The sequence below is a fragment of the Nocardioides abyssi genome (assembly GCF_030412915.1).
In the GTDB taxonomy this organism is placed as follows: domain Bacteria; phylum Actinomycetota; class Actinomycetes; order Propionibacteriales; family Nocardioidaceae; genus Nocardioides; species Nocardioides abyssi.
In genome coordinates this window covers 279,511-297,135 of record NZ_JAUHJR010000002.1, presented here as the reverse complement: position 1 = coordinate 297,135, position 17,625 = coordinate 279,511, and the positions used below count along the sequence as shown (strand labels likewise).

16 protein-coding genes are annotated in these 17,625 nt (G+C 73.3%); 12 read left to right on the top strand and 4 right to left on the bottom strand.

Features of this window, described 5'->3' with window-relative positions; all coding sequences use genetic code 11:
- Positions 1–118 precede the first annotated feature (118 nt).
- Both QWY29_RS06500 and QWY29_RS06495 read right to left on the bottom strand, forming a co-directional pair.
- Positions 119–1,012 (bottom strand): NAD(P)H-binding protein, encoded by an 894-nt coding sequence (locus tag QWY29_RS06500; protein ID WP_300959882.1) that lies wholly within the window; start codon positions 1,010–1,012, stop codon positions 119–121.
- Between the two features lie 23 nt (positions 1,013–1,035).
- Positions 1,036–1,779 (bottom strand): MerR family transcriptional regulator, encoded by a 744-nt coding sequence (locus QWY29_RS06495; protein ID WP_300960388.1) that lies wholly within the window; start codon positions 1,777–1,779, stop codon positions 1,036–1,038.
- 121 nt (positions 1,780–1,900) lie between these two features.
- Here QWY29_RS06495 and QWY29_RS06490 point away from each other — a divergent pair, with 121 nt between their 5' ends.
- The 4 genes from QWY29_RS06490 to QWY29_RS06475 all read left to right on the top strand — a co-directional run bounded on the left by QWY29_RS06490 (position 1,901) and on the right by QWY29_RS06475 (position 7,829).
- Positions 1,901–3,112: an acetyl-CoA C-acetyltransferase gene (locus tag QWY29_RS06490; protein WP_300959880.1), complete on the top strand. Its 1,212-nt coding sequence runs from the start codon at positions 1,901–1,903 to the stop codon at positions 3,110–3,112.
- A gap of 52 nt (positions 3,113–3,164) precedes the next feature.
- Positions 3,165–5,366 (top strand): 3-hydroxyacyl-CoA dehydrogenase NAD-binding domain-containing protein, encoded by a 2,202-nt coding sequence (locus tag QWY29_RS06485; protein ID WP_300959879.1) that lies wholly within the window; start codon positions 3,165–3,167, stop codon positions 5,364–5,366.
- Positions 5,367–5,578: 212 nt separating this feature from the next.
- Positions 5,579–6,310, top strand: coding sequence for an ABC transporter ATP-binding protein (locus QWY29_RS06480; protein ID WP_300959878.1), 732 nt, complete (start codon positions 5,579–5,581; stop codon positions 6,308–6,310).
- Positions 6,285–7,829 carry a hypothetical protein gene (locus tag QWY29_RS06475; protein ID WP_300959877.1) on the top strand — a complete coding sequence of 515 codons (1,545 nt, stop codon included), beginning with the start codon at positions 6,285–6,287 and terminating at the stop codon, positions 7,827–7,829. The genes QWY29_RS06480 and QWY29_RS06475 overlap by 26 nt, the downstream gene beginning before the upstream one ends.
- Positions 7,830–7,833: 4 nt before the next feature.
- On the opposite strand, the gene QWY29_RS06470 is transcribed toward QWY29_RS06475, so the two are convergent.
- Positions 7,834–8,397: a hypothetical protein gene (locus tag QWY29_RS06470; RefSeq protein WP_300959876.1), complete on the bottom strand. Its 564-nt coding sequence runs from the start codon at positions 8,395–8,397 to the stop codon at positions 7,834–7,836.
- A gap of 40 nt (positions 8,398–8,437) precedes the next feature.
- Between QWY29_RS06470 and QWY29_RS06465 the strand changes: the two genes are divergently transcribed.
- From QWY29_RS06465 to QWY29_RS06450, 4 genes are read left to right on the top strand one after another with little or no spacing between them, the layout of a single operon-like run.
- Positions 8,438–9,697 carry an acyl-CoA dehydrogenase family protein gene (locus tag QWY29_RS06465; protein ID WP_300959875.1) on the top strand — a complete coding sequence of 420 codons (1,260 nt, stop codon included), beginning with the start codon at positions 8,438–8,440 and terminating at the stop codon, positions 9,695–9,697.
- Positions 9,694–10,470: an SDR family NAD(P)-dependent oxidoreductase gene (locus QWY29_RS06460; protein WP_300959874.1), complete on the top strand. Its 777-nt coding sequence runs from the start codon at positions 9,694–9,696 to the stop codon at positions 10,468–10,470. Before QWY29_RS06465 ends, QWY29_RS06460 begins: the two co-directional genes overlap by 4 nt.
- Positions 10,467–11,564: a phosphotransferase family protein gene (locus tag QWY29_RS06455; RefSeq protein ID WP_300959873.1), complete on the top strand. Its 1,098-nt coding sequence runs from the start codon at positions 10,467–10,469 to the stop codon at positions 11,562–11,564. Before QWY29_RS06460 ends, QWY29_RS06455 begins: the two co-directional genes overlap by 4 nt.
- Positions 11,564–12,232, top strand: a complete 669-nt coding sequence (locus tag QWY29_RS06450; RefSeq protein ID WP_300959872.1) for a histidine phosphatase family protein — start codon at positions 11,564–11,566, stop codon at positions 12,230–12,232. The genes QWY29_RS06455 and QWY29_RS06450 overlap by 1 nt, the downstream gene beginning before the upstream one ends.
- A gap of 137 nt (positions 12,233–12,369) precedes the next feature.
- On the opposite strand, the gene QWY29_RS06445 is transcribed toward QWY29_RS06450, so the two are convergent.
- Entirely contained in the window at positions 12,370–13,128 is a 759-nt protein-coding gene (locus QWY29_RS06445) for an SDR family oxidoreductase (RefSeq protein WP_300959871.1), read from the bottom strand.
- An 80-nt stretch (positions 13,129–13,208) separates the two neighbouring features.
- On the opposite strand from QWY29_RS06445, the gene QWY29_RS06440 reads away from it, so the two are divergent.
- From QWY29_RS06440 to QWY29_RS06425, 4 genes are read left to right on the top strand one after another with little or no spacing between them, the layout of a single operon-like run.
- A complete protein-coding gene (locus tag QWY29_RS06440) occupies positions 13,209–13,871 on the top strand; it encodes a TetR/AcrR family transcriptional regulator (protein WP_336621828.1) in 663 nt (220 codons plus the stop codon).
- Positions 13,868–14,674 carry a TIGR03084 family metal-binding protein gene (locus QWY29_RS06435; protein ID WP_300959870.1) on the top strand — a complete coding sequence of 269 codons (807 nt, stop codon included), beginning with the start codon at positions 13,868–13,870 and terminating at the stop codon, positions 14,672–14,674. Before QWY29_RS06440 ends, QWY29_RS06435 begins: the two co-directional genes overlap by 4 nt.
- Positions 14,667–16,436 (top strand): acyclic terpene utilization AtuA family protein, encoded by a 1,770-nt coding sequence (locus tag QWY29_RS06430; RefSeq protein WP_300959869.1) that lies wholly within the window; start codon positions 14,667–14,669, stop codon positions 16,434–16,436. Before QWY29_RS06435 ends, QWY29_RS06430 begins: the two co-directional genes overlap by 8 nt.
- Positions 16,433–17,599, top strand: coding sequence for an acyl-CoA dehydrogenase family protein (locus QWY29_RS06425; RefSeq protein WP_300959868.1), 1,167 nt, complete (start codon positions 16,433–16,435; stop codon positions 17,597–17,599). The genes QWY29_RS06430 and QWY29_RS06425 overlap by 4 nt, the downstream gene beginning before the upstream one ends.
- Positions 17,600–17,625: the final 26 nt, after the last annotated feature.

The window sequence follows — 17,625 nt, the reverse complement described above, 5'->3', positions numbered from 1 at the left end:
CGGGAGGTTCATCGGCCAGCCGCTGGAGCTCCCGGTGGGCCGATGAAGTTTCAGCGTCCCACCGACAGCTTCATCGGCCAGCCGATGAAACTGCGAGCCGGCCAGCCGGGGACCGGGGTCAGCCGACCTGGCGGTCCTCGGCGAGGGCGGCCTCGACGGCCTCGCCGTAGGTGAGCGGCTCGCCGGGGACGAGGTCGCGGATGGCGGGGTCGGTGACGACGACCTCGTTGCCCATCGACTCGATCAGGTTGGCGGCGGTGGTGGCGTCGACGCCGGTGACGAGCTTGATCCAGTACTGCGAGAGGAACGGCGTGCCGAGCGGCACGTGGATGATCGGGAGCCGGCGCCCGTGCATGACCGCCCCGGCCTGGGCGAGCATCTCGGCGTACGTGAGCTGGTCGGCGCCGCCGATCTCGAAGACCCGGTCGTGCGCCTCGGTCAGTCCCACGACGCCGGCGAGGTAGCGAACGACGTCGGCGATCGCGATCGGCTGGGTGCGGGTGGAGGCCCAGCGGGGGACGACCATGGCGGGCAGGTTCTTGACCAGCTTGCGGGTCATCTCCCACGAGATGCCGCCGGATCCGACGACGATCGCGGCGCGCAGCACGGTGACCGGCACGCCGGACTCGCCGAGCAGCCGCTCGACCTCGCGGCGCGAGCGCAGGTGGGCGGAGAGCTCCTCGTGCTCCGAGCCGAGCCCGCCGAGGTAGACGATCTGCTGCACCCCGGACGCACCGGCGGCGGCGCCGAAGGCCCGCGCGGCGGCGGCGTCCTTGCGCTCGAAGTCGTCGTCGTCGAGGGAGTGCACGAGGTAGACCGCCACGTCCACGCCGTCGAGGGCGTCGGCGAGCGTGCCGGGGTCGTGCACGTCGCCGTACACGGCCTTGCCCTCGCCGCCGTAGGTGTCGGGGTGGCGGGTCATCGCCTTGACCGTGTGCCCGCGCTCGAGCAGCTCGGGGACCAGGCGGGCGCCGACGAAGCCGGTCGCGCCCGTGACGAGGACGGTGCTCATGCGACCACAGTAGGGACGCCGCCCTAGGACTCCCGGTCCCCGCGCCCGGTGCGGGCGGCGATCCGCGCCCGGCGGTCCTCGTCCATGGCGGCCTCGTACGCCGCCACCAGGCTGGCGATCGACAGAGGCTTGAGCCGCTCGACGACCTGCTGGATCCGCTCGGGCGGCGCGCCGGCCTCCTTGTACGCCGGCCACACCATGGTCCGGAACAGCTCGTTGAGCTCCTGCGCGATCTGGCGCCCGTGCGCGGCGTACACCTGACCGGCCGCCACCGCCGCCTCCGTCGGGAAGCCGAGGTCGACCAGGCCGAGACCGACCTGCAGCTGCGAGGCGGCCACCTCGAAGCGGCCCCGCCGCGGCCGCCGCACGATCCCGAGCGCCTCGAGCGTGGCGAGCTCCTCGTCGCCGAGCTCGCGCCCGGCCCGCCGCTCGAGCTCGGCCCGCGACATCTCGACCGGGACGTCGGCCTGCCACGGCGCGAGCATCGCCCGGTGCAGCGCGATGTCCTCGGGGGCGGCGTCGTCGGGGATGCCGCCGAGGTACCTCTCGATCGCCGCCAGCGTGAACCCGTGGCCCTGCAGCTCGCGGACCAGCTCCAGCCGCGCGACGTGGTCGGGCGTGTAGTAGCCGCTGCGCCCGCGCCGGATCGGCGGGGGCACCAGCCCCTTGGTCGTGTAGAAGCGCACGTTGCGCACGCTCATGCCGACGCGGTTGGTCAGCTCCTCGAGCGTCAGCAGCTCGCGAGCCGCCTCCCGGCGCTCCTCCATCTGCGTCACGTGCGCTCCTCTCGTGAGCCAGACCACAAGGGACCCGCTCTTGACCGTGACACCAATGGTGTCACAATCGGGGGACCACCATCACAGACGCACCACTGACGCTAGGACGGTCATGGCAGAAGCATTCGTGTACGACCACATTCGTACGCCGCGTGGCAAGGGCAAGGCGGCCGGCTCGCTGCACGAGGTCAAGCCCGTCGACCTCGTGGTCGGCCTGCTGGACGAGATCAAGGTCCGCAACCCCTCCCTCGACGTCGAGCGCGTCGACGACGTCGTCCTCGGCGTGGTCTCGCCGATCGGCGACCAGGGCGGCGACATCGCCAAGACCGCGGCGCTCGCCGCGGGCTACCCCGACACCGTCGCGGGCGTCCAGCTCAACCGCTTCTGCGCCTCGGGCCTCGAGGCCGTCAACCAGGCCGCGTCCCGCGTCCGCGGCGGCTTCGAGGACCTGATCCTCGCCGGCGGCGTGGAGTCGATGAGCCGCGTGCCGATGGGCTCCGACGGCGGCGCCTGGGCGTCCGACCCGGCCACCGCCTTCCGCGCCGGCTTCGTGCCGCAGGGCATCGGTGCCGACCTGATCGCGACCATCGAGGGCTTCAGCCGCGAGGACGTCGACGCCTACGCCGCGCAGTCCAACCACCGCGCCGCGAAGGCGTGGGCCAACGACTACTTCGGTGGTTCGGTGGTGCCGGTCCGTGACATCAACGGCCTGACCGTGCTGGACCGCGACGAGCTGATCCGCCCCGACACGAGCGTCGAGAGCCTGTCGGGCCTCAAGCCGTCGTTCGCGCAGATCGGTGCCGACGCGGGCTTCGACGACGTGGCGCTGGAGAAGTACCACTGGGTCGAGAAGATCGACCACGTCCACCACGCCGGCAACTCCTCGGGCATCGTCGACGGTGCCGCGATCATGGCGATCGGCAGCGAGGAGGTCGGCAACCAGCTCGGCCTCACCCCGCGCGCCCGCATCCTCGCGACCGCCGTCTCCGGCGCGGACCCGACGATCATGCTGACCGGCCCGGCCCCGGCCGCCCGCAAGGCGCTGGCCAAGGCCGGCCTCGAGGTCGGCGACATCGACCTGTTCGAGATCAACGAGGCCTTCGCCGCCGTGGCGATGCGCTTCATGAAGGACATGGGCATCACCGACGAGATCACCAACGTCAACGGTGGCGCGATCGCGATGGGCCATCCGCTGGGTGCGACCGGCGCGATGATCCTCGGCACGCTGGTGGACGAGCTCAAGCGCCGCGACCTGCGCCGCGGCCTCGCCACGCTCTGCGTCGGCGGCGGCATGGGCATCGCCACCATCGTCGAAGTGGTCTGACTGTCCGCTGCTCCTCCAGCCACCGATCTCACCTGAACGAACAGGACCCCGAATGACCACGAGCACCACCGAGCAGCCGACCACCGTGCGCTACGAGCGCGACGCGGACGGGATCGTCACCCTCACCCTCGACGACCCGAACCAGTCGGCCAACACGATGAACGACCTCTACATCTCCTCGATGAAGGCCGCCGTCGAGCGGCTGTACGCCGAGGAGGCCGACGTGACCGGCGTCGTCGTCGCCAGCGCGAAGAAGACCTTCTTCGCCGGCGGCGACCTGAAGAAGATGGTCACCGCGACCCCCGACGACGCCGCGGACGTCTTCACGATGGCCGAGGGCGTCAAGGCCGCCCTGCGCAAGCTCGAGCTGTTCCCGAAGCCCGTCGTGGCCGCGATCAACGGCGCCGCCCTCGGCGGTGGCCTCGAGATCTGCCTGGCCACCAACCACCGCATCGCCGTCGACGACTCCTCGGTCGTCGTGGGCCTGCCCGAGGTCAGCCTCGGCCTGCTCCCCGGCGGTGGCGGCGTGACCCGCATCGTGCGGATGTTCGGCCTGCAGGAGGGCCTGATGGGCTTCCTGCTCGAGGGCAAGCAGTTCAAGGCCGCCCAGGCCAAGGAGAAGGGCCTGGTCGACGAGCTGGTCGCCACCCGCGAGGAGCTCGTCCCCGCCGCGAAGGCGTGGATCAAGGCCAACCCCGAGGCCAGCAAGAACCCGTGGGACGCCCCCGGCTACAAGATGCCCGGCGGCACCCCGAAGTCCCCGGCGCTGGCCGGCTTCCTCCCGGCGTTCCCGGCCCTGCTGCGCAAGCAGACCAAGGGTGCGCTCTACCCCGCCGCCCGCGCGATCCTGTCCGCGGCCGTCGAGGGCGCCCAGGTCGACTTCGACACCGCCTCGCGGATCGAGTCGCGCTACCTGACCAACCTCGTGGTCAACCAGGGCTCGAAGAACATGATCCAGGCGTTCTTCACCGACCTGCAGGCCATCAAGTCCGGCTCGCTCCGCCCGCAGGGCATCGAGCCGTGGAAGGCCACCAAGGTCGGCGTCCTCGGCGCCGGGATGATGGGCGCGGGCATCGCCTACGTGTGCGCCCGCGCCGGCATGGAGGTCGTCCTCAAGGACGTCTCGACCGAGAACGCCGCGAAGGGCAAGGCGTACTCCGAGAAGATCAACGCCAAGGCCGTCTCCCGCGGCAAGCTCACCGAGGAGAAGTCCGCCGAGATGCTCGGCCGGATCCTCCCCACCGGTGACGCCGCGGACCTGGCCGGCTGCGACCTGGTCATCGAGGCCGTCTTCGAGGACCCCTCGCTCAAGGCGAAGGTGTTCGCCGAGGTGGCGCCGTACGTCAACGCCGACGCGCTGCTGTGCTCCAACACCTCGACGCTGCCGATCACCGAGCTCGCCGAGGGCGTGGACCGGCCGAAGGACTTCATCGGCCTGCACTTCTTCAGCCCCGTCGACAAGATGCCGCTGGTCGAGATCATCAAGGGCGCGGACAGCTCCGACGTCGCGCTGGCCAAGGCCTACGACGTGGTGCAGCAGATCAAGAAGACCCCGATCGTCGTCAACGACAGCCGCGGCTTCTACACCTCGCGCGTCATCGGCTTCATGGTCAACGAGGGCATGGCGATGCTCGCCGAGGGCGTCCAGCCCTGGACCATCGAGCGGGCCACCACCCAGGCCGGCTACCCGGCCCCGGTGCTGCAGCTCTCCGACGAGCTCAACCTCGAGCTGATGGCCAAGATCGCCAAGGCCACCCGCGAGGCCGCCGAGCGCGACGGGCTCGACTTGGCCGAGCACCCGGGCACCGCGGTCGTCGACCGGATGATCGAGGCCGGTCGCCCGGGCCGCCTGCGCGGCAAGGGCTTCTACGAGTACGACGAGTCCGGCAAGCGCCAGACCATCTGGACCGGTCTCTCCGACCTGTTCCCGGTCGCCGCCGAGCAGCCCTCGATCCAGGACTGCAAGGACCGGATGCTCTTCGCCGAGGCGCTCGAGACCGCGAAGTGCTTCGAGGAGGGTGTCATCACCTCGGCGGCCGCCGCGAACATCGGCTCGATCATGGGCATCGGCTTCCCGCCCATGACCGGTGGTGCCGCGCAGTTCATGACCGGCTACCAGGGCGCCGACGGCGAGATCGGCCTCGCGGCCTTCGTCAAGCGCGCCGACGAGCTGGCCGAGACGTACGGCGACCGGTTCCGCCCCACGCAGTACCTGCGTGACCTCGCCGCCTCGGGTGGGTCCTTCCCCGCCTGATCCGGCTTCGCACGACCCGGGTGCAGGGGTCACCGGTTAACCGGTGACCCCTGCACATATCGGGGCAGATCTGCCCCGATATGTGCAGGACTTCCCTGAGATGTCGGGGCGCAGGGCCGACCACGGGGCCGACCACGGGGCCGACCACGGGTGCGAACCCGGGGCCTCGCCGTTCCCCGGCGGACCGCGGGCAGGCGGGTGACAATGGGGCGGTGACCCTTCCCCCCGACGGCCACCCGGTGCAGGTGCGCGACCTCCACGTGCGCTTCGGCGAGGTGGAGGCCGTGACCGGCGTCGACCTGGTCGCGGAGGCCGGCCACGCGACCGCGCTGCTCGGTCGCAACGGCGCCGGGAAGTCCACGACCATGCGGGTGCTGGCCGGCGTCGTGCCGCCCACCTCCGGCGAGGTCGTCGTCGCCGGCCACGACGTGCGCCGCGACCCGATCGCGGTGAAGCGGGCCGTCGGCTACTGCCCCGACGTCGGCGGGCTCGTGCCGCGCGCGACGCCGTGGGAGCACCTCCAGCTCTCCGCCCGGCTGCGGCGGATGCACCGCACCGAGCCCGGCTGGGACCAGCGCGCACGCGACCTGCTCGAGCGCTTCGAGCTCGGCGACGTCGCCCACCGGGTGACCGCCGGCTTCTCCCACGGCATGGGCCGGCGGCTGTCGGTCGTGCTCGCGGTGCTGCACGAGCCCGAGGTGCTGCTGCTCGACGAACCCTTCGACGGCGTGGACCCCATCGGCGTCGAGGCCACGATGGCTGCCATCGACGACGCCCGCGCCCGCGGCGCCTGCGTGCTCGTCTCCACCCACCTGCGCGAGCTCGCGGTCGAGGCGTGCAGCACGGTCACCGTGCTCCGCGGCGGCGCCCGGGTCGCCACCGCCTCCGCCACCGAGATGAGCGGCGAGGAGGGGGCGCGTGCCTACCGCGGCCTCCTGGACTGACCGGCCCGGCCGCAGCCTCGCCGAGGCACGACGCGCGGTGGTCGACGTCGGCCACCTGGTCCGGTTCCGGGCAGGGACCGTACGGCGGCGCGGGTCGGCGGGCTGGTTCGCGCTCGGCTTCGTCGCACTGACCTCGGCGGTGGCCGTCGTGCCGGCGTACACCCCTGGCGCCGGCGACGACGGACGCGCCTTCGACCTGCTCCTGCTGCTGCCGACCGCGCTCGCGGGCTTCTTCGGGCTGGCCGTCGTCTCGGCGGTCGCCTCCGGCGGTGGCCGCGAGCTGCTCGACCGCGACCCGGGGGCGGTGCTGCCGGTCAGCCCCACCACCGACCACCTCGGCGCGCTGCTGCTCGCGCCGCTCAACATCGCCTGGCTGCTGCAGGCGTGGCTGCTGCTCGGCACGACCGCCTACGCGCTCGGGCCGTCGGGCCTGGCCGCCGCCCAGGTCGTGGTCCTGCTGTGGCTGGCCGTGGCGACGGCGGTCGCGCAGGTGGTGGCCTGGACGTTCGAGGGCGTCCGGCGCGGCAACCACGGCATCGCCGGCGTCCGCCTGGTCACGCTCACCCTGCTCGGCCTGGCGCTGGGGCTGCAGATGGCCGACGCGCTGGTCACCGTGCTCGACCGCCTCCCCACCCGCCGGATCGTGCTCGGCATGCTCGACGGCGTCTCCGGCACCTGGGCGCTGACCGTGGCCACGCTGCTGGTCGTGCTCGTGCTCGCGGTCGCCCTCGGCGCCGTCCCCGCCCACATCGCCGCGCGGCGTACCCCTCGTGACGAGCAGCGCGTCGAGTCCGGGCGGTACGCCGCCCGCCGGCTGCCCCGCTCGGACCTGGCCGCCCTGGTGCGGACCGACCGCGGGTCGGTGTGGCGCGCGGTGCCGATGCGCCGCGGCATCGCCGTGCTGGCGATCGGCCCCGGCGCGGTGGCCCTGCTGGGCGACCTGCCCTGGTCGACGATGACCGTGCTCCCCGGGCTGGTCGCGTCCGGTGGCGCGCTGCTCTTCGGCGTCAACGCCTGGTGCCTCGACGCCCGTGGTGGGCTGTGGCGCGAGAGCCTGCCGGTGGCGCCGGGGACGGTGTTCACGGCCCGGGCGTGGGTGCTGGCGGAGTTCCTCGTGGCCGCGTCGACCCTCACGGTGCTGCTCGCGGCCGTGCGGGCCGGGGTGCCGTCGAGCGCCGAGCTGACCGCGCTGGTCTGCACCGTGCTCGTGGTGACCGTGCAGGTCGTGGGCGCCGGCATGCGGTGGTCGGACCAGCGGCCCTACGCCGTCGACCTGCGCTCGGCCCGCGCGACGCCCGCGCCGCCGCTGACGATGGTCGGCTACTCCACCCGCCTCGCGGTCTCCACCACACTCACCGGCCTGGTCTTCTCCGGCCTGGCGCGCGTGCCCGCGTGGGAGGTGTCGGTGCTGGTCGCGGTGCCGTTCGTGTGCTGGTCGCTCGCCCGGCTCGTGCGGACGCGCGCGCTCTGGGTCGACCCGGCCGCCCGGGCGCGGGTCGTCATGGCCGTCGCCGGGTGAGCCCTCAGCCGGGGTTCGCCTCGGTCGAGCAGTCGGCCTGGGCGCGGGTCAGCGCGGCGACGTCGGGGGAGTCCCAGCTGCCGGTGAGCATACCGACGACGGCCGAGCGGACGGCGTCGTCGTCGAGGTCCTCGCGCAGGCACGCGGCGTACTGCTCCCAGTCGACCTTGCCCTTGGTGAAGGCGACCTGGGCGCGGGCGGACTCGTCGATGAAGTCCATGCAGGCGAACATCGCGTCCGCCCAGACCTCCGCCAGGTCCGGCTCGAGCTGCGGGGACGTGGGGGCGACGGCGCCGTCGACGAGCACGCCGGCCGACTCGAGGTCGCGGAGGTTGACCCGGTCGAGCAGGGCGTCGGCGAAGCACTCGCCGTTGCGGGTGTCGCGCTCCGCGGGGTGGTCGCCGGCGTACAGCGCCGCCAGCCCGTCCCGCACCTCGGGGTCCACGGCGGCCGCGGAGCCGGACGAGCCGGAGGACCCCGACGAGCCCGACGAGGACGGGTCCGACGAGCCGCTGCAGGCGGCGAGGGGCAGGACCAGCAGGGCGACGGGGATGACTGTGCGCAGCACCCCGTGAGTCTCCCACCCCCTGCTGGCTAGGGTGCGCGGCATGGACTTCTCCCCGTCCCCTCGGGCCGCCGACCTCACCGAGCGCGTCCGCGCGTTCCTGGCCGAGGAGGTCGAGCCGGTCGAGCCGCAGTACCACGCCGACCTCGCCGAGGCCCGCCGCACCGGCGACCCGTGGCGGCAGCCGCTGGCCCTCCTCGACGAGCTCAAGGCCAAGGCCCGCGAGCGCGGCCTGTGGAACCTCTTCCTGCCCAAGGAGCACGCCGGGGAGTACGCCGCGCGGTTCGGCGCCGACGGCGGCGAGGGGCTGACCAACGTCGACTACGCGCCGATCGCGGAGCTGACCGGTCGCTCGGCGATCGCGCCGCTGGTGCTCAACTGCAACGCGCCCGACACCGGCAACATGGAGGTGCTGCTCCGCTACGGCAGCGAGCAGCAGAGGAAGGACTGGCTCGAGCCGCTGCTCGATGGCCGGATCCGTTCGGCCTTCACGATGACCGAGCCGGGCGTCGCGTCCTCCGACGCCACCAACATGGAGGCCACGGCGGTCGTCGACGGCGACGAGGTCGTCATCAACGGCCGCAAGTGGTGGTCGACCGGCGTCGGGCACCCCGACTGCAAGATCTTCGTCTTCATGGGGCTCACCGACCCCGAGGCCGACCGGCACCGCCGGCACTCGATGGTGCTCGTGCCCCGCGACACCCCCGGCGTGCGGATCGAGCGGCTGCTCGACACGATGGGGATGCAGGACGAGCCGCTCGGCCACGGCGAGGTGTCCTTCACCGACGTCCGGGTGCCGGTCTCGAACATCATCAGCGGGCCCGGCGAGGCGTTCGCGATCGCCCAGGGCCGCCTCGGCCCCGGCCGCGTCCACCACTGCATGCGGCTGATCGGCCTCGCGGAGGCCGCGCTGGAGCTGGCGTGCACGCGCGGCCTGGAGCGCACCGCGTTCGGCAAGCCGATCATCAACCTCGGCGGCAACAGGGAGCGGATCGCCGACGCGCGCATCGCCATCGACTCCGCCCGCCTGCTCGTGCTCAACACCGCCTGGAAGCTCGACGTCGGCGGCCCGATCAACGCGCTGTCCGAGGTCTCCCAGATCAAGGTGGCCGTGCCCAACATGGCCCAGCAGGTCATCGACATGGCCATGCAGATCCATGGCGGCGGCGGCCTGTCCAGCGACTTCCCCCTCGCCGGCGCCTGGACCGCGGCCCGCGCCCTGCGCCTGGCCGACGGCCCCGACGAGGTGCACCGCGGCGTCGTCGCCCGCCTCGAGCTCGGCAAGCACGGAGCCAAGCGATGACCGGCGCGCGCGTCCTCGTCACCGGCGCCTCCTCCGGCCTGGGCAAGGCGCTCACCGAGGCGTTCCGCGCCCGCGGGGACGAGGTCCTGGCGACCGACCTGGCCGAGGGGGCCGACCTCCGCCTCGACATCACCTCCGACGAGGACTGGGCCGCCGCGGTCGAGCACGTCGAGCGCACCTGGGGCGGCCTCGACGTGCTGGTCAACAACGCCGGCGTCGCGGGCGGCGGACGGCTCGACGTCGCGACCCTCGACGAGTGGCAGTGGATCACCGAGATCAACCTGTTCGGCGCGGTCCGCGGCACGCGGGCGTTCGTGCCGATGCTCAAGCGGCAGGGGTCCGGGCGGATCGTCAACGTCGCCTCGCTGGCCGGCCTGGTGCACCCGGGCGGGATGGCGTCGTACAACGCCGTCAAGGCGGCCGTCGTCGCCCTCACCGAGACCACCGGCCACGAGCTGGCGTCGTACGGCGTGAGCGCCCACGTGGTCTGCCCGTCGTACTTCCGCACCAACCTGATGAGCTCGCTGCGCGGCAGCGACACCACCCTCGGCGCGGTGATGAGCAAGCTCGTCGACGAGTCCCCGACGAGCGCCGAGGAGGTCGCCGCGGCGGTCCTCGACGGGCTCGAGCGCGGCGACGAGGTGATCCTGCCCGACCAGGCCGCCCGCGACGCCTACGCGCTGAAGGTCGGTGACCGGGCGACGTACAACGCCGTCATGCGCGCGCAGGCGGCCAAGCTCGACCGCATGGGACGGACGGGGGGCCAGGCGTGAGCGCGACCGACAGCGGCAACCCGGCGCGGCCGGTGCGCGAGGAGGACGCCTTCGACGCGGCGGCCGTCAGCGCGTGGCTCGACGGCATCGGCGCGGGGGTGGGTCCGATCGAGGAGGTCCGCCAGTTCAGCGGCGGCGCGTCGAACCTCACCTACCTGCTCGTCGCCGGCGACCGCGAGCTGATCCTGCGCCGCCCGCCGGCCGGCAGGAAGGCCGCCGGCGCCCACGACATGGGTCGCGAGCACCGCATCCAGTCGGCGCTCGCGCCGGTCTTCCCCCACGTCGCAGCGATGGTCGGCCACTGCACCGACGAGTCCGTGATCGGCTCGGAGTTCTACGTCATGGAGAAGGTGCCCGGGCTGATCCTGCGCTCGGAGTTCCCCCGCGAGGTCAGCGCCGCGGAGGCCGACGCGCTGTGCGAGCGGGCGCTCGACGTGCTCGTCGCGCTGCACTCGGTGGACGTGGCCGCGGTCCCCGAGCTGGCGGCGCTCGGCCGCGGCGAGGGGTACGTCGGCCGGCAGGTGCGCGGGTGGGTCGGGCGGATGGCGGACGCACGCACCGACGACACCGGCGACTGGTCCGACGTCGTGACGTGGATCGAGGAGCACCAGCCCGCGGACGTGGCGCAGGTGCTCATCCACAACGACTTCCGGTTCGACAACCTGGTGCTCGACGACGACCGCGGGCAGCTGGAGGTGCGCGCCGTCCTCGACTGGGAGATGGCGACCGTGGGCGACCCGCTCATGGACCTGTCCTCGACGCTGGCCTACTGGGTCGAGGCGGACGACGACGAGCTGTTCCAGCTGTTCCGCCGCCAGCCCACCAACGCGCCGGGCATGTGGACGCGCGACCAGCTCGTCGAGCGGTACTGCGCCCGCACCGGGCACCAGGTCACCCCTGAGCAGCGGCTGTTCTACGAGGTCTTCGGGCTCTTCCGGCTCGCGGTCATCGCCCAGCAGATCTGGTACCGCTACGTCCACCAGCAGACCACCAACGAGTCGCACGCGGTGCTCGGCCAGGTCGTGGCCTACCTCGAGGCGCGCTGCCGCCGGCTCATCGCCGAGCACGGTGCTGATGAGGGCGGGGCCGCCTGATGGGCGTCCTGGTGCTGGTCCGGCACGGGCAGGCGTCCTTCGGCGCCGACGACTACGACGTGCTCTCCGAGACCGGTCACGAGCAGGCCCGGCTGCTGGGCGAGCACCTCGCCGGGCACGGCCTGAAGCCGGACGTCGTGCTCCGCGGCGACATGCGGCGGCACCGCGAGACCGCCGAGGGGATGCTCGCCGGCGCCGGCTGGTCGACCGCCGTCGAGGTCGACGCCGGGTGGGACGAGTTCGACCACCTCGGCGTGGTCGCGGCCCACCCCGACCTCGCCACCTCGACCCACGACCGGCGGGCGTTCCAGCAGGCCTTCGAGCAGGCGACCGCGCGCTGGTCCGCCGGCGGCGACGACGCGGCGTACCCCGAGCCGTGGTCGGGCTTCGTCGGCCGCGTCCGCGACGCGCTCGGCCGGGCCTGCGCCCAGGCCGGCCCGGGCGGCACCGTCGTCGTGGTCAGCTCCGGCGGGCCGATCGCGGTGGCCGCCGCGGCGCTGGTCGACCCCGACGGCGACGACGCCACGACCGCCCGGCTGTGGGGCCGGTTCAACACGGTCGTCGTGAACTCCTCCTACTCCCGCGTCGTCGTCGGCTCTACCGGCGCCCGGCTGCTCACGTTCAACGAGCACGCCCACCTCGAGGGGGACACCCTCACCTACCGCTGACCGCCGAGGTGGAGGAAAGGCCGCGAAGCGGGAACATCCCAAGTCAACTTGGGATCCTCACGCTTCACGGCCATCGCATTGGCCGCGAAGCGCCAGGAAAGGCCGTGGAGTGGCGGTCCCGGGCGGTCCACCGGCGCTCACATGAGCTTCTTGAGCACCCCGAGCGGCGCGTGCTTCATCACGACCGAGAGCGGGGCCCAGGGCAGGCGGGGGACGCAGGCGGAGTCGACCTGCTTCTCGATCGCCTCGACCATCGCGCGGACGCCGACGTCGGTGGGCACCATCATCTTGGTCTTCTGCGCGACCTTCTCGTTCATCTCCGAGGCGATGTAGCCGGGGTAGAGCACGGTCACCTTCACGGTCCGGCCGAGCGGCTTGCCGTGGAGCTCGTTGCGGATGCCCTCGGCGAGGTAGGCGGCGCCGATCTTCGTGGCGGCGTACGTCGTCATCGTCTTCGGCATGCCGCGCATGGCCGACATCGAGGACACCATGACGAGGTGGCCGGCCTGCTGCTCGCGGAAGGCCTCCATCGCGGCCTCGGTCTGGGTGAGCGCGCCGACGAAGTTGGTCATCGCGGTCTCCCGGTTGGCCGCGTGGCCACCTGTGCCGAGCGGGGCGCCCTTGCCGAGGCCGGCGTTGACGACGACCCGGTCGAGCGAGCCGAGGTCGCGGCGGAACGCGCGGAAGGTCTCGAGGACGGCGTCCTCGTCGAGCACGTCGAGGGTGCGGACCTCGACCCGGCGCTCGGGGTGCGCGGCGAGGATCTCCGCGCGGAGCTCGGCCAGCCGCTCCTCGCGGCGCGCGCAGAGGGCCAGGTCGTGGCCCCGCGCCGCGAGCTGGCGGGCCATCTCCGCGCCCAGGCCGCTGGACGCGCCGGTGATGAGAGTCGTCGTCATGCGCGCAGTCTGCCCGACCGGTCGGCACAAACAAACAGTCAGGCTTGACTGTTTGTGCTCACCGGGGTCATGCTGGCGTCGTGAGCACCCCGACCGGCGCGACGCGCGTCCGCCAGGAGGACCGGACCCGCGCGATGCGGGCCCGGCTGCTCGAGGCAACCGTGGAGTGCCTGGTCGAGCGCGGCTTCAGCGGCACGTCCACCACGCTGGTCAGCGAGCGGGCCGGCGTCAGCCGCGGCGCGCAGCTGCACCACTTCCCGACCAAGAACGCACTGGTCGTCGCGGCGGTCGAGCACCTCTCCGACGTACGCCGCGACGAGCTCGCCGCGGCCGCCGCGGCGCTGCCGACGGGCCGGCGCCGCACCCGCGCGGTGCTGCACATGCTCGGCGACCACTTCGCCTCGCCGCTCTTCGTCGCCGCGCTCGAGCTGTGGGTCGCCGCCCGCACCGACGAGGCGCTGATGGAGGCGGTCGCGCCGCTGGAGCAGCGGATCGGCCGCGAGACGCACCGGATGACCGTCGAGCTGCTCGGTGCGGACGAGTCGCAGCCGGGCGTGCGCGAGCTGGTGCAGGCGACGCTCGACCTCGTGCGCGGCCTGGGCCTCGCCGACACGATCACCGACGACGCCCGACGACGCCGGCGCATCCTCGACCAGTGGGCCGACACGCTCGACGCGGCGATCGCCGCCGGAGCCGGCCCGGAGACGACCGGGGCGCACGCCCCCGGGAAGGACGACCGATGACCCTGCTCAAGGACCTGCTCGCGGACCTGCGGGCCGAGGGCGACCAGCTGTCCGCCGTCGTGTCGGGGCTCGACGCGGACGGCTGGGCCACGCCCACCCCCGCGCCGGGCTGGAGCGTCGCGACCCAGGTGGCGCACCTGGTGTGGACCGACGAGGTGGCCGTGCACTCCGCGCAGTCGGCCTCCGGTGACGCCGCGGCCGCCGCCGCCTGGGAGGAGCTGGTCCACGGGGCAGCGGCCGACCCCGAGGGCTTCGTCGACACCGGGGCCCACGAGATCGCCGCCCTGGCGCCGCAGGCCCTGCTGGCCCGGTGGGGCACCGCGCGCGTGGCGCTCAGCCGCGCGCTGCGCGAGGTCCCGGCCGGCACCCGGATGCCGTGGTTCGGCCCGCCGATGTCGCCCTCCTCGATGGTGACCGCGCGGTTCATGGAGACCTGGGCGCACTCGCTCGACGTCCACGAGGCGCTCGGCCGCGAGCTGCCGGTCACCGACCGGATCAAGCACGTGGTCTTCCTCGGCGTCCGCACCCGCGACTTCTCCTTCGCCACGCGCGGCCTGCCGGTGCCGGCCGAGGAGCTCCGCGTGCAGGTGACCGCCCCGAGCGGCGAGACCTGGGCCTTCGGCCCGGTGGACGCCCCCCAGTCGGTCACCGGCTCCGCCCTCGACCTCGCCCGCCTCGTCACGCAGCGGGTGCACCGCGGCGACACCGACCTGGTGGCCGTCGGGCCCGACGCCGACCGGTGGCTGGACGTGGCCCAGTGCTTCGCCGGGCCTCCGGGCGAGGGGCGGGCCCGCCGTGGCTGAGGTCCTGCGGATCGGCAACTGCTCCGGCTTCTACGGCGACCGGTTGGCCGCGATGCGCGAGATGCTCGAGGGCGGCTCCGACGGCGGACCCGGGCTCGACGTGCTCACCGGCGACTACCTGGCCGAGCTGACCATGCTCATCCTCGGCAAGGACGCGATGAGGGACGCGAGCCTCGGCTACGCGCGCACCTTCGTCCGCCAGCTCGAGGACTGCCTCGGCCTCGCGCTCGAGCGCGGCACCCGCATCGTCAGCAACGCCGGCGGGCTCAACCCTGCCGGCCTGGCCGCCAAGGTCCTCGAGGTCGCCCGTGGCCTCGGGCTCGACGTCGCCGTCGCCCACGTCGAGGGCGACGACCTGCGCCCCCGCGCCGACGAGCTGGGCCTGACCGGTGCACTCACCGCCAACGCCTACCTCGGCGGCTTCGGCATCGCCGCCGCGTTGACCGGCGGCGCCGACGTCGTCGTCACCGGCCGGGTCACCGACGCCAGCCTCGTCGTCGGTCCGGCGGTGGCCCACCACGGCTGGACGCCGGAGTCGTACGACGAGCTGGCCGGCGCCGTCGTCGCCGGCCACGTGCTCGAGTGCGGCACCCAGGCCACCGGCGGCAACTTCTCCGGCTTCCGCGAGCTGATCTCGAGCGGCCGGATGGACCCCACCAAGTCGCTCGGCTTCCCGCTCGCCGAGATCGCGGCCGACGGCTCGAGCGTCATCACCAAGCACGCCGGCACCGGTGGCGCGGTCACCGTCGACACCGTCACCGCGCAGCTCGTCTACGAGATCCAGTCGACCCGCTATCTCGGCCCCGACGTCACCACCCTGCTCGACACCGTCCGGCTCGAGGACCTCGGCGAGGACCGGGTCGCGATCACCGGCGCCCGCGGCGAGGCCCCGCCGGAGCGGCTCAAGGTCTGCGTCAACGAGCTCGGCGGCTTCCGCAACACCGCGGAGTTCGTGCTCACCGGCCTCGACATCGACGCCAAGGCCGACTGGCTGCGCGAGCAGCTCGCCCCCGCGCTCACCGCGGAGTCGGTCACCTGGACCCGTACCGCCCTGCCCCCGGCCGATGCCGACACCGAGGAGGGCGCGTCCGCCCTGCTGCGGGTCACCGTCATGGACCCCGACGCCGGCCCCGCCGGCAAGGCGTTCACCGGCCCCGCGGTCGAGCTCGCGCTGGCGTCGTACCCCGGCTTCATCATGACCGGCCCGCCCGCCGCCCCCACGCCGTACGGCGTCTACCGCGCGGCGTACGTCGACCGCTCGGCCGTGGCCCACACGGTCGTCCACGCCGACGGCCGGCGCGAGGTCGTGGCCGACCCGCCGACGGCGATCGCGGTCGCGGCCGAGGAGGCCGACGACAGCGGCCGGCGGCCCTCGCCGTACCCGGCGCCGCTGGACTCCCTGACCCGCCGGGCCCCGCTCGGCACCTTCGTCCACGCCCGCTCGGGCGACAAGGGCGGCGACGCCAACCTCGGGCTCTGGGTGGCCCGCACGGGCGACGCCGAGCTGGACGAGGCCCGCACCACCTGGCTCTCGAAGCTCATCACGCCCCGCAAGGTGCGCGAGCTGGTGCCCGAGGCCGCCGACCTGCCGCCGGACGCGGTCCAGGTCTACCTGCTGCCGAACCTCGGCGCGGTGAACGTCGTCATCAAGGGCCTGCTCGGGCGGGGGGTCGCCGCGTCGACCCGCTTCGACCCGCAGGCCAAGGGGCTCGGCGAGTGGGTCCGCTCGCGCGTCGTGCACGTCCAGGAAGGACTCTTGTGAGCCAGAACGCCACCATCGACCAGGGTGACCAGACCGACCACCGACAGGCGCTGACCGAGCTGGGTGCGGAGTTCACCCGGCGCGAGGTCGCGCCACACCTCGCCGACTGGGAGGCCGCGCGCGAGATCCCGCGCGAGCTGCACGTCAGCGCGGCCAAGCAGGGTCTGCTCGGCATCAGCTTCCCCGAGGAGCAGGGCGGCGAGGGCGGCGACCTGCTCGACACCATCGCGCTCCAGGAGGGCATGCTCTCCGCCGGCGCGTCCAGCGGCCTGCTCTCGGCGCTGTTCACCCACGGCATCGCGCTGCCGCACACCTCCGCGCACGGCTCGGCGGACCTCGTCGACCGCTACGTCCGCCCGACGCTGGCCGGCGAGACGATCGGCTCGCTCGGCATCACCGAGCCCGGCGGCGGCTCGGACGTCGGCAACCTGCGCACCACCGCGGTGCGGGACGGCGACCACTACGTCGTCAACGGCTCCAAGACCTTCATCACCAGCGCCACCCGCGCCGACTTCGTGACCACCGCGGTCCGCACCGGCGGCCCCGGCGCCGGCGGCGTCAGCCTGCTCGTCGTCGACACCGACACACCCGGCTTCAGCGTGACCCGCAAGCTGGAGAAGATGGGCTGGCACTGCTCGGACACCGCGGAGCTGTCGTACGTCGACGTGCGGGTGCCGGTCGGCAACCTCGTCGGCGAGGAGAACGCCGGCTTCTGGTACATCGCCGAGCAGTTCGTCGTCGAGCGGATGGCCATCGCCGTCCACGCCTACGGCATCGCGGCCCGCTCGCTGGCGCTGGCCAAGGAGTACTGCCAGCAGCGCGAGACCTTCGGCGAGCCGCTCATCAAGCGCCAGGTCGTGCGGCACAAGCTCGTCGAGATGCACCGCCAGGTCGAGGTCGCCCGCGCCTACACCCACGAGGTGGCCCGCCGCCACGTGGCCGGCGAGTCCGTCATCGCCGAGGCCTGCCTGGCCAAGCAGACCGCGTGCGAGACCGCGACCTTCGTCTGCCACGAGGCCGTCCAGCTCTTCGGCGGCGCCGGCTACATGAACGGCACCGAGGTCGAGATGCACTACCGCGACGCCCGCCTCCTGCCCATCGGCGGCGGCGCGACGGAGGTGCTGACCGACCTCGCCGCCAAGCTGCTCGGCTACACGAAGTGACCGAGGCCGAGGCCGAGACCGGGACC